Below are 11,992 nucleotides of genomic sequence, written 5' to 3'. Positions count from 1 at the left end.
GTTACAAATTTTTTCTTAATTCAAAATCTTCCTTTCTGTCTCTTAGTTCTATTGCCTTATCAATGTATGTTGAAGGTTTAATAATAAAATCCTCCCATTTAATTGACGGGATATATGAAGCATCACCTGTGTAAACATAGCTACCATTGCAAAGTCGTCTGTTAGGGACTTTTACATTGAACATATTTTCTCTTAGTATTTCAAAGAGAATAGGCGTATTTAATGACCGGCAATTACATTCTTCATCTCTTGTAATATAGTAGTCATAACTGCCTAGTTCATCAGGTAACACAACTGCTATAACTCCATTGGTTTTGCTTTTTTGATCTTGCCTATCTTGTTGTTTTAATGAATAAGATATTTCCCAAGGAATCCATTGGTCTTTATCTGCCTTGAAAGGTTCTTTCATTCCTTTAGAGATTAACACTATTGTTACGCTACTGTAAAATATCTTATCACCTAACTTTGAACCAATGGTTGAATCAGCAAGTGTCTCCATGCTTTCATTATCATCTTCTCCTTTAAAGATGTGGTCTTCCTTTTCCAGCTTTTCAGCTACTTTGTCTACATAGTGCCGAGCAGTAGTAGTGATTTTACGTCTCATATTAGAACCAAAATAATTAACTATCTCAAAAAGCTCTAAGTCTTGAACTTTTGAGTCAGAATATTTGTATGAAACAAAAACATTTCTTGCCATAAACTAAATTTTATCGATTAACAAATTTTGAAATAAAGACATATAAGCATAATTCTTAACCAGCATTTCATTTTTAAATTCTGCAGGCAGAAGATTTTCATAAACAACTTTAGAAGCTGCTCCTGCACTTGAAATTGGCAATAAAATAGCATCCGGATGATATTCTCGAAACATATTAAATTCAACTTCAATTCCATCCATACCACCTATAAAAACTGCAGCAACAAATTTATTCTCAGAAAATATTATTTCACGCATTCTTTTAACACTTGAAGGAATGTCACCTAGGTTTTCAGTAAGTATTACATTTTCAAATTTATTATTGTCTTCATGAAACTTTTCTTTAAAGAACTCTGATTGATAAAGAGTAACATGATTTTGTACATTTAATTTCAATTTATCCATTACATAATAAATTAAAGGAGTAATTGATGGATGACCACCCCAAATAATTCTATGATATGGTAGCACAACTGTTGTTAGAGCTATAACAGCATCTCGGATAGCAATAATATCAGCAGTCTCTATATATTTTGGATCTCTGTCCGGCAAAGGAATACTTGCAGATAGAAAAATATTTTTTAATTCTTGCTTAGCCATGATTCAAATTCTTGTTTTTTTAATGTCTTGATATCTACATTTAAATTTTTATTTAACCAATCTAGATGATTAATCCATTTTTCTCTTATCCGTATATCATCATAAATTAACCTAATGCTGATATTACCATAGTTTAATAATTCATTTCTTATTTCAGCAGATTGACAACTTGTTGACTGTGGTATACCAATCGTTGGTATATATATTCTTCTTTCACCGTTTGACAAATCTTCTGTCAAAAATCTTTCTGGTTGTAAAGTGATTTTTTTTCCAATTCTATCAGCAATATTTCTAAATTCTGTAATTAAATTATCTTGCCGTGCGGCTAAATTCCTCGCTCTAACTGATTCAACCTCTTTGATTATCTCTTCAACTATATCATCTTTTAATTTTGATTTATCCCTGTCATCAAATAAATCGGCAATGAAATTTTCTTTAATTAATTGCTTTGGAAAACTGATATGAGATGTATCATCCATTTTTACATTATGATTTGGCCAAACCAATTGAACAATACCAATTTGTTTAGCACCAGCTTCTGCAAATTCTTCTTTACACCAATGACTATTCAGAAAATTTGGTGTATTCAGTAGTAGAATTACATCACAATCCGTCATTTTGTGCCATAATTCTTCTTGAAACGCTTCAGCTTTACCTATTGAATGAGTATCTAAAAAAACATCAAAATTATGCGCTTCTAAAGCTTCAAATAATTGAATGGCAACTGATGTTGATTCATTTCTTTTATAACTAATAAATATTTTTCTTGTATTGTTTAATAGTTCAAAAGATTCTAATGCAATATTTACTATTCTGTCTTCTTCAATTTTTTTGTACTGAATACCATTTTGGTTTTCTAAAATGCATGGTATTTCCTTTGAGAAGGAATCATTATTAAAATAAATAGGCAATATCATAGTGCCTTCATTCAATAACCTCTGAGTAATATCCAAATCCTTAAAATTTCCAACCACATCACCAAAATAAAATACAAATGCCGGCTGATTACCTAGGTATTCAGCTTCAAAATTACCTGAATTAATAATTTTAACAGAACTATCTGGCAATTTCAAATCTTCTAATTTTTTAGAAAACAATTCTATCACATCATCAATTATTGAAACTTTACTGCCTAATATTATTAGCTGATATTTATATCTCATATTTTTTTTAATTTTCTATTGTCGCTAATTTCGAAAGAAGCAAATCTTTCAGTTCCTTTAGCATTTGGTTTTGTTTCATTTTATTCTCAATTATTTCAAAAAAAGGAGAAACGGTCTTGTGAAACTTTAGCATAATGTCATTTAGTGGCACTATCGTTGACAACCCTTTAATGTCATTTGAATTGATGCTACCTCTGATACTTTGAGCATCAGAATCATTTCTTAATTCCTCGTATCTTGAATTAATGTTCAGGAAAATGAAATATGAATATTCAGTACTTATTGGTTCTACAGAGATAACAGATTGGTTAATATAAACATCATTAAAAATTAGAGCAGATTGACCTCTAGTTTTACCCTGACCCGCAGTTGCAATTACAGTACTTAATCTTTGTGTTTTTTTTGTGGTAGAGTTCTTTATACCTTCCTTAGTGATTTTTTTTTCTGTACTAAGAATATATTTATAGCCAGTCTCACCAGAAGAAAACCAGTAATAATCACCATTCCAATATTCATCAACTTCAGTTGACGGAGTACCACCGCTAAATATTTTTTTGGAAATCATACTTAAATCACCAATTGTCCACCCCTCTGGCAAATTCTGTAAATCAATACCTTCCACAAACCACTGCCTATAAATAGCTTGTGCGGTTTCTTCGAGTTTTTGTATCAGTTGCTGGTTGAGTGCTATGCGGTTTTGTATGGTGTTGTATTCTTTTACTATTTCTCGTTGTTTGTCGGGGTGGGGAACTGGCAGAAGTGTATTACACATTTCTTCCCAATCAAAAATTTCTCTTGCACTGCCGTGACTTTTAAATCTTGCGTAACGGTCAAACTCAGGTCTGCGAAACCACATCATCAAATATTCGGGTTCAAGTTCGTTGCTGTCTTTTACTTCAAAAGGAATATATGCTTGTGAAATCAACGCTTTGTCATAATCATTAAACAAAGCAATTGTAAATTTATCTCCGTTTCTTGATGTTACAGGACCATAAGCGAACTGATTTTTATAAATGGTTCTGTATGTTGACATATCAGTTCCTATTGTATTCGCAATAGAAGGAATAAATTTTTTTGAAATACTCAAGCCCATTAATGGTAAATCTCCCAACTCATTGTTGCGACCTACAACAAGTTGTATGTATTTACCCAATGGTTTATAATGTGATTTCATAACCCAATTCTTTAAACACGGTTAGTAAATCATTTTTTGAATTAGCTTCTGCTTTTAGTAATCCTGCAAATTCGTTTTGCAGGATTTGCATTTTTTTGTCAAAGTCAATATTCTCGTCACGGTTTACAAACTCAATGTATTTGCTCGGAACGAGTGAAAAATCTTTTTTGGCTACTTCATCAAACGTTGCCGAATAGCAGAATTCAGGAACGTTTTCAATATTTTTAGTTTGCCATTGGTGGTATGTACTTGTTACTTTTTGAATATCAGTCTCAGAAAACTGTGTGTATTTCTTTTCAAATGGTTCGCCCATTTGTCGCAAATCCATAAATAAGATTTCCTTTTCACGGTCACGGTTGTTGCGGGTTTCGACTCCCACTTTTTTATTTTGTGCTTTTTTGTTTTTGTTCACAATCCAAAGCGTAACGCTGATGTCGGTGGTATAAAACAAATTACGTGGCAATACCAAAATGGCTTCCACCAATTTATTTTCAATCAGTTTTCTGCGTATTTTATATTCTTCGCCACCGCCACTCAATGCACCGTTTGCCAATATAAAACCTGCAATACCATTGTCGGAAAGTTTAGAAACCATATTTAATATCCAACCATAATTGGCGTTGCTTTTGGGAGGCACATCATAGCCTCTCCAACGTGGGTCGTCTTTCAATTCGTTCTCGGCACGCCAATCTTTTTGGTTAAAAGGTGGATTAGCCATTATGTAATCTGCTTTAAGGTCTTTGTGTTGATCGTCTGCAAAAGTGTCGGCAGCTTTTTCACCAAGATTGCCACTAATGCCTCTAATGGCCAAATTCATTTTCGCCAGTTTGTAAGTCGTGTTGGTGTATTCCTGTCCGTAAATGCTAATTTCTTTTTTGTTGCCGTGGTGTGCTTCAATAAACTTAATACTCTGCACAAACATTCCACCCGAACCACAAGCTGGGTCATAGATAATTCCCTTGTAAGGTTCAATCATTTCGGCAATCAGGTTTACAATGCTTTTGGGGGTGTAAAATTCTCCTTTGCCTTTTCCTTCTGCCAATGCAAATTTTGAAAGAAAGTATTCATACACTTTCCCAACAACATCTTGCTTCGGGTCTTTGATGGTGTCAATGTCGTTAATGGTATCAAGCAAAGAAGCTAGTTTGGTTACATCCAAACCCAAACGAGAAAAGTAATTGTCGGGCAATGCACCTTTCAGTGCTTTGTTGTTTTTTTCAATAGTATGCAATGCTGTGTCAATGAGCAATGCAATGTCGTTTTGTTTTGACTTTTTTATAAGGAGACTCCACCGGCTTGTTTCTTCCAAAAAGAATACGTTGCTCATATTGTAGAAGTCAGCCAGTTCAAGGTATTTGTCTTTGCCTTCTGCAATCAATTTGGCTCGATGTTCTTCAAACTTGTCACTGGCAAACTTTAAGAAAATCAGGCCTAATACTACGTGTTTGTATTCGGCAGGCTCTACGCTACCTCTCAATTTATTAGCTGCTTCCCAAAGGGTAACTTCAATGCTTTTTTCTTTTACTTCTTTTTTTTGTTTTGCCATTTTTGGGTATAAGTATTTTAAGTCTAGGAATTTGCTAAGTTATAAATACTTAAAGTTATTGTTGTTGCGTGGACAATAAATGTTTACAAAGGTTTTGCTTATGACTTAGGCAAAACCAAATTTATTATTTGTGAGATGGCAATAAAATTGAATTAAAAAAGACGTACGTTGTAAAAATAATCTACGGAACTTGATATCTATCTTTTTTCAAATGATCCATTTGCTCTGTGCTTTTTGTCTCTTTATTCTGTTTAAGTATAGTCTATGAAATTAGCTTTTTAATAGCGTCAGGGTCAAAACTAATTAAACGTTTATTTGCCAGCAAAATTGGAGCTGCACCTTTGGTTTGAGGAACTCTAACGCAAATAATTTCTTTATGAAAACTGTTTGCAAGCTCAACTTCTGCTTCAATCCATTCATGATTATGTGTGTCTTGTCCAATCAATACTAATATTATGGCAGCGCCTTCAATTTTGCTTTGAATATGTTTCTTGATTGCATCTTTACCAAGTGGGCGTTTATCTTCCGTTTCATGGGTAATTATTACATCCCCAAGTCGGTTGTTCATAGCCCATTTTTTTATTGACTCAATTCTATGACTGTCTTCAAAAACGCAACTAATAAAAATTGATTTACTCATGAAAATATATTTTATGTTTATCGTCCTGCTTCATTTGCCGCTTCTTCAACCCAAGATGAAAAGTTTTTGTGTCCATCATCATTTATCCAACAAAAAGTATTGAACATTTCAGAAAAGCGAAATGATTTTCCAAAATCATTACCCTTCCAAAAGCTATCTTCAAAGTAAAGTGTATTTGACTTCTTATTATTTATTTCAGGTAAGTCAGAGTAAACGACCCATTTGCGATTTATCAATTCATAAAACCGAATTTTCCTTCCATCCTCTGAAATTTGAAATGCAAGACGGTCAAGTGGATTAAGGCCTCTTGCTGAAATTGCTTGTTGTTTGCCTCTGATTCTATTAATATAAACTCCTAAAATTCCGTTTCCTCGGTCAAAACTTTTTATTAGTTCATAATTAACCCAACGCCTATTTGCCGTTTCTTCTCCAATTAGAATTGCCGTTACCGATGTTTTGTTTAAACCATTCTCAATAAGCTTCATTATTGCTATTGAACCTTTGGTTTTATCCTTTTCCCAAATTGAACCATCAATAAAAGTTTCTTCATTTTTATTGATTAGCCAACTGTGCCGAACAACGTTTACTTTGAAGTTCTTTACATCGTCATAAGCGAAACTAAAAAAAACATATCTTGCCATTATCTACCTGCTTTTTTTGCTGCTAATTCAATCCATTTTCCCATGTTATTATAACCGTCATCATCAACCCAGTCATAAGTTTCAAATCGTTCCCAAAAATATTGCTTGTCATCAGAACTCTTTTTAAAGAGAGGGCCAAATGAATTACTTCCCTTTTTATCAATTTTCCCGTCTTTATTCTTTTGTTGATGAATATAAATACCCAAAATGCCATTGCCCTTTTCCCAGCTTTTTTCTAACTCATATTTTACATACGGACGATTGTTGGTGTCTGAACCAATCAATACAACAGTTACAGAAGTTCCTTCAAGCTGTTTATCTATCCATTGCTTTATTGCAGTCTCTCCTTCTTTCTCTACTTTCTCAAAATCTGCAAAATCAATAAAGCCAGCCGCTTCGTTATTGTCCTTGGTTACCCAACTATTTCTAACTTGATTTGCTCTCCATACATCATTTTCATAATGGAAGCTAAAGAATGTTTTTCTTGCCATGACCTATTTATTTATTTATTGTTTGAATAATTGTGATTACTTTTTTAATTATTTCTTTTGCTGATAATTTATCAGACACTAAATCTGTAATTATTGGAATTATCCACTCTATTCCATCATAATATTTTTCAGGTGCTTTCAAAAAGAATATTTTATATTTTCAATCCCTATTTACCCAAAATAAAGTGCATTATTAGGTCTTAAAAAATTTATCAAGATAGTTTATCCACTTTTATTATTGCTTTCAGCTTGTTTTAATGTTATTTATCAAAATAATTCAAAGAACTCAAATTTATCCCTAGCCACTTTAATAAATTAAATCCCGCTAAAGCAATAAAAAAATAATCGAATTATCAATCCGTAGAAATACGGAAAATGCAACTATCTTAAAAATAGCTGTAGCTCAACGCTGGTAAATGATTGCTAACTATTTTTGCGATTTCTGCAAAAAACGGGACCGGAAAATTCCGTCAGATTTTGGAAAATGGGGGAGAAAAATATTCGAAAATTGTAAAACACAAAAAGCAAAATTTGGCTTGAGTTTTTTTGTTTTCTGAAATGGAAATGCGCAAGTCAGGAAACGGTGAAAATGATATCTTTTAGCAATTGCCTAATTCAAATGTGAGCGACACTAAGCTAAAATGCGTGGAATTTATCATCCCATTTCATAAAACCGTGTAAATTCAGTAGTTTACAGCACTTATTTGTTACGGCTAAGTCTGTAATTGATTCGAAAAAATGAATTATTGTTACGGATAAATGAGTTATTAATGTGATAAACCGTGTTATTGTTACGGATAAGTCTGTAATTCTTGTATAAAACTGTGTTATTGTTACGGATAAGCCTGTAAATAACATTAAAATCTATGTAAATGGTATGTAAAAGGCATAAAAATGCCATCTAAATAACATTAAAATACTATGCAAACAGGTTACACTTTAGAAAAACTCTTGTAATATGCTCCAAAAAGCTTCAAATTATCAGAAATACATTGGCAACAATCCATTATTTTAAGTGAGAAGTCTAGAATTGCTTGGATAAAGTCCGTTATTTTTAATTCACATCGAGTTAAACTGTGTTTGAATTGAGTAATCGTTTGGGAGCTATTCGAAATTTCTTCGAAAAGCCAGCAATTATTTTTGTTTGATTAGGAATAGCTTAGTTAAAGCTTGAAATAAAAGTATAAAAGCAGCTATTTGATTTTTCGAAAATAAAATGCCTAGAAATCTTTAGCAGTTATCTTGCTACAACAAGTTATAACATCAAAATCGCTCTAATTCAGAATCCAGAAAAATGAAATTGGGTTTAGCCATTATAAAAGCTTGCAGGCAACAATGCAAAAAACAATTTGCGACAGGAGTATTTTGCCTTAAATCTATTTCATGCTTAGATAAATAATTAGCCGCTCAAAGAAAATTATTAAATGAATTGGAAGTAAAAAATGGCATGTTTTATTTCTAAAAAAAAGGGAGTTTTTTTCTTGCTTTTCGTTCCCGCTAAAATCGCCAATATTTTGCTCCTGTTTTATCAAATCTGCCGAAAAAAATTTAAACAAAAATTTGCGATATTCGCAAATAAATTGTTTGATTCCTTTCTATCATTGGTTTGTAGCTATCCAAAAAATAATTGAATTTTCCGTAGAAATACGGATTGACATTTCAATTTATTTTTCTTTAATTGACCCCATCAAATAATTCATCGCCCAAATGCATTTTATTTAGGCTTTTTACTTAGAAGGATTTTCACTTAAAAAATTGAGTGAAAAATGTAAGGTTGGAGTTTTAATTTTTAAAACCGAACTACATGATAAGAACTACCCATTCTCTTTCTAAGCAATTTCCAAGCGCCTTTTTTGTAATCACTCAAATATCATCCTTTTTGAGTATTGACAATCCAAAATCCTTTGTTCAACCTTGTATCGCCAATCCTTTTATCCCAATTTATAACTAAAACGCTACCTCATGAAAAAATTATCCTTTCTTTTTAGAACTGCATTTTTAATGCTTTTATTTAGTTCAGCAGTAAGCGCTCAGGAATTTGATGTGCAGTTAACACCTTCTTTGTATGTCGGTGGTTATAATATAAGTTGCCACGGTGCAAACACCGGCTCAATTAATTTGTTTATAACAGGTGGAGTCGCCCCATACACCTATGTTTGGAATGACGGAATTACAACAAGGAATCGTTCAAATTTGATTGCAGGCGACTATAGTGTTACAGTAACTGCATCAAATGGGGCAAGTGTAGTTAGGGCTATTGGTTTGGTTGAACCTGAGCCATTTAATGCAGCTTTAATTCCAACTGAAAAAAATGGTGGGTATCATATTTCCGAAAATGGTGGGAGTGATGGTGAAGTTAAAGTTGAAGTTTCAGGAGGTGTGCCACCTTATACTTATTTATGGAGCAATGGAAGTACTTCTAGTGATAATATAACTGATGTAAGTGCCGGAACTTATTCAATTACCGTGCATGATGCTACTAATTGTACAGCATTTGGTAGCGTAACTTTAATTGAACCAACTGTCTTACATATTGTAAGTATTACTAGTCCTAAAGTTGTTGGAAATTACAATATAGGGTGTGGAATAGCCGGCTCTATTAACTTACAAGTTTCAGGTGGGACTAATTCCTACTCTTTTGTTTGGGAGCATGGACCAAGTACACAAAATGTAACTGATGTATTAGAGGAAGGAGTTTATGGCGTCTTGGTTATGGATGCAAATGGTGCTGAAGATAGGGCTTATATATCAATGACACGATCGCCTGAAATTTCAGCAACAGCAACTCCATTTGTATATTCTAATAACAAAAACACATCATGTAATACATGTAACAACGGTAGTATTAATTTATCTATAACAAGTGGTACAGCCCCTTATACTTATACGTGGAATAATGGTTCGCATGTTCAAAACCCGAATAATCTTGCGGCAGGTGTTTATTCCGTTGCGATAGTGGATGCAGCAGGATGTACCACCGAAAAAACAGCTTTTATTATAGCACCCGAGCGTGAGGATTGGTCAATGTCCGGTAACACAGGTATTGACCCCACCACCCAATATATTGGTACAGCTGATAATAAAGATTTGGTGTTTAAGCGTTTTAATTCCGAAACAATGCGTTTTACTTCGAGCGGAACAAAATTTAGTAAATTAATAAGTGCCGAAGCAGGGATAGCTTTAAATCCATCAAAAACTTTAAAAATTATAAGTGACTCAATAGCTGGCGAAAAAACAGTGTATTTTGGAAGAGTCAATGCCAATGCGCCTACCTGTATTAGCCCAAATTTGGGTGGGACAAATACCAAATTTTTATTTGAAGGATTTATGACTTCACTTCCATCCAACCCTATAGGAAGCACCAATTCAGCGCTAATAATGGGTTCGGCACCTTGGGATGGAAGTGGATTAATTGATGTGCAAGGCACCGATAATAATGGGGGCACAAACAACGGGCTTTTAATAAATTATTTTTGTGGAAGAGACGTTTCCATTTGCACAAATACAGATCCTGGTTATAACTCTGGGGTAGTTAGAGTTGGAAAACATTTTGAAATAGGTGGCCCTTATGTGCCAAGCGGTTCACCGGAAGTAACAGCAAACATTAATTCAGTTGCAAATACCGGCTTAAAAGTTTTAACAACTACGCCAAATGGAGGATTATATCCTCAAAAAAACACCCAACTCTCGGTATATGATATACGCACTAAAATAATAAGCGGCACCTCATTTAACGGAAGTTGGGATCAAGAACTTTTTTCAATTAAAGGAGATGGTGAAACAAGAATTGGTAGTGATGTTACAACAACCGAACCTTCATTATTTATAAAACCTTTTTTTGATGGAAGTATTTTAACCACAAGTTATGTGGGAATTGGAACCGATGACCCGCAAGAACAATTAGATGTACAAGGGGAGGTGCGAATTTCGGGATTAGCAAATGGACCAAATGCATATAATTTAGTTCAATCGGATGCGAATGGGAAACTGAGTTATGTTTCCACCAATACGCTCAATGGAATTGGCTTATGGGAAACGAATGGTGTTAATGTTTACAGGCCATCCGGTAGAGTGGGTATTGGAACAAGCATCCCATCCACTTATTTAGATGTAATTGCTCCTATGGGAGAAGAAGGGCTGCGAGTTGAAACCTCTAGTGATCCAGCATACACTGCCCAATTAATATCTAGTTCTACTGTAACAAAATTAATAGGAGGCTTTCTAAAAGCCAATAATTTAAATAATGAAGTTTTTTCGATTAATGCCAATGGAAAAACATTATTTGGTGATCCGAATCAACCTTCCATTTTTATTAAACCTTTTTTGGATAATGCAAATAATTATAGTTTTGGTAATGTTGGAATTGGTAATAATGCCCCAAATGCTCAATTTCAGGTAGGACAAGGGGTTGGTAGCATTTCGATGGGTGGATTTTGGAGCTATGGAAATGAGTGGATAACCAATTATTTAGGTTTTAATGCCGCACGCCAAAAGGCAGCAAATTCAGAAGCTGGAACTTGGACCTTTAAAGACAATTCAGGAAATGGGGCATCAGTAATAATGGGGTCACTTGCAGGTGACTTAAGATTTGCAACAATACCGGGTGACAATTCCGGTGAAGTTACTACTACAGATGCCTCAGTTTTACAAAATGTTAAAATGATTATTACTGCTACCGGTAAAGTTGGTATAGGTAAGGATATTAAAATAGGTGGATTTTCAGCAGATTATGATTTGTACGTTACACACGGAATACGAACAGAAAGAGTGAAGGTAGATATCGGTGCAACTGCAGGTTGGGCAGATTATGTGTTTGACAAAAATTATAAAAGGATGCCACTAAATGAACTTGAAGCTTTCATTGCAAAAAACAAACATTTACCCGATATGCCAACAGAATGTGAAGCACAAGAAAATGGTGTAGATTTGTTAGAAATGCAAGTGAAACTATTAAAAAGTGTTGAGGAACTTACCTTGCATATGATTGAGCTTAAAAAGGAAAATGACTTGTTGAAAATTGAGATTGAAAAATTAAGATAA

The 11,992-nt window shown here is 33.6% G+C and carries 10 protein-coding genes; 2 read left to right on the top strand and 8 right to left on the bottom strand.

Annotation, left to right across the window (positions count from 1 at the left end):
* Position 1 precedes the first annotated feature (1 nt).
* The 8 genes from IPP32_12310 to IPP32_12275 all read right to left on the bottom strand — a co-directional run bounded on the left by IPP32_12310 (position 2) and on the right by IPP32_12275 (position 6,952).
* Positions 2-697 (bottom strand): TIR domain-containing protein, encoded by a 696-nt coding sequence (locus IPP32_12310; protein ID MBL0048867.1) that lies wholly within the window; start codon positions 695-697, stop codon positions 2-4.
* A 3-nt stretch (positions 698-700) separates the two neighbouring features.
* Positions 701-1,297, bottom strand: a complete 597-nt coding sequence (locus IPP32_12305; protein MBL0048866.1) for a hypothetical protein — start codon at positions 1,295-1,297, stop codon at positions 701-703.
* Entirely contained in the window at positions 1,279-2,460 is a 1,182-nt protein-coding gene (locus IPP32_12300; protein MBL0048865.1) for a toll/interleukin-1 receptor domain-containing protein, read from the bottom strand. The genes IPP32_12305 and IPP32_12300 overlap by 19 nt, the downstream gene beginning before the upstream one ends.
* A gap of 7 nt (positions 2,461-2,467) precedes the next feature.
* On the bottom strand, positions 2,468-3,634 hold the full coding sequence (locus IPP32_12295) for a restriction endonuclease subunit S (protein MBL0048864.1): 1,167 nt from the start codon (positions 3,632-3,634) through the stop codon (positions 2,468-2,470).
* Positions 3,618-5,180, bottom strand: a complete 1,563-nt coding sequence (locus IPP32_12290; GenBank protein ID MBL0048863.1) for an N-6 DNA methylase — start codon at positions 5,178-5,180, stop codon at positions 3,618-3,620. The genes IPP32_12295 and IPP32_12290 overlap by 17 nt, the downstream gene beginning before the upstream one ends.
* A 262-nt stretch (positions 5,181-5,442) precedes the next feature.
* A complete protein-coding gene (locus tag IPP32_12285) occupies positions 5,443-5,820 on the bottom strand; it encodes a TIR domain-containing protein (GenBank protein ID MBL0048862.1) in 378 nt (125 codons plus the stop codon).
* A 17-nt stretch (positions 5,821-5,837) separates the two neighbouring features.
* A complete protein-coding gene (locus tag IPP32_12280; protein MBL0048861.1) occupies positions 5,838-6,461 on the bottom strand; it encodes a TIR domain-containing protein in 624 nt (207 codons plus the stop codon).
* Entirely contained in the window at positions 6,461-6,952 is a 492-nt protein-coding gene (locus tag IPP32_12275) for a TIR domain-containing protein (GenBank protein MBL0048860.1), read from the bottom strand. The genes IPP32_12280 and IPP32_12275 overlap by 1 nt, the downstream gene beginning before the upstream one ends.
* 1,804 nt (positions 6,953-8,756) lie before the next feature.
* On the opposite strand from IPP32_12275, the gene IPP32_12270 reads away from it, so the two are divergent.
* Positions 8,757-8,903, top strand: a complete 147-nt coding sequence (locus tag IPP32_12270) for a hypothetical protein (GenBank protein MBL0048859.1) — start codon at positions 8,757-8,759, stop codon at positions 8,901-8,903.
* Between the two features lie 11 nt (positions 8,904-8,914).
* Positions 8,915-11,992, top strand: a complete 3,078-nt coding sequence (locus tag IPP32_12265; GenBank protein ID MBL0048858.1) for a hypothetical protein — start codon at positions 8,915-8,917, stop codon at positions 11,990-11,992.

Source organism: Bacteroidota bacterium, from assembly GCA_016721765.1.
Lineage (GTDB): Bacteria > Bacteroidota > Bacteroidia > UBA4408 > UBA4408 > UBA4408.
Note: the sequence above shows the minus strand (reverse complement) of the source record. Positions and strands in the feature narration are given on the sequence as shown.

Bases quoted from the DNA above. Each gene is read 5' to 3' on its own strand.
- IPP32_12310 (MBL0048867.1), bottom strand. From the start codon at position 697: ATGGCAAGAAATGTTTTTGTTTCATACAAATATTCTGACTCAAAAGTT.
- IPP32_12305 (MBL0048866.1), bottom strand. From the start codon at position 1,297: ATGGCTAAGCAAGAATTAAAAAATATTTTTCTATCTGCAAGTATTCCT.
- IPP32_12300 (MBL0048865.1), bottom strand. From the start codon at position 2,460: ATGAGATATAAATATCAGCTAATAATATTAGGCAGTAAAGTTTCAATA.
- IPP32_12295 (MBL0048864.1), bottom strand. From the start codon at position 3,634: ATGAAATCACATTATAAACCATTGGGTAAATACATACAACTTGTTGTA.
- IPP32_12290 (MBL0048863.1), bottom strand. From the start codon at position 5,180: ATGGCAAAACAAAAAAAAGAAGTAAAAGAAAAAAGCATTGAAGTTACC.
- IPP32_12285 (MBL0048862.1), bottom strand. From the start codon at position 5,820: ATGAGTAAATCAATTTTTATTAGTTGCGTTTTTGAAGACAGTCATAGA.
- IPP32_12280 (MBL0048861.1), bottom strand. From the start codon at position 6,461: ATGGCAAGATATGTTTTTTTTAGTTTCGCTTATGACGATGTAAAGAAC.
- IPP32_12275 (MBL0048860.1), bottom strand. From the start codon at position 6,952: ATGGCAAGAAAAACATTCTTTAGCTTCCATTATGAAAATGATGTATGG.
- IPP32_12270 (MBL0048859.1), top strand. From the start codon at position 8,757: ATGATAAGAACTACCCATTCTCTTTCTAAGCAATTTCCAAGCGCCTTT.
- IPP32_12265 (MBL0048858.1), top strand. From the start codon at position 8,915: ATGAAAAAATTATCCTTTCTTTTTAGAACTGCATTTTTAATGCTTTTA.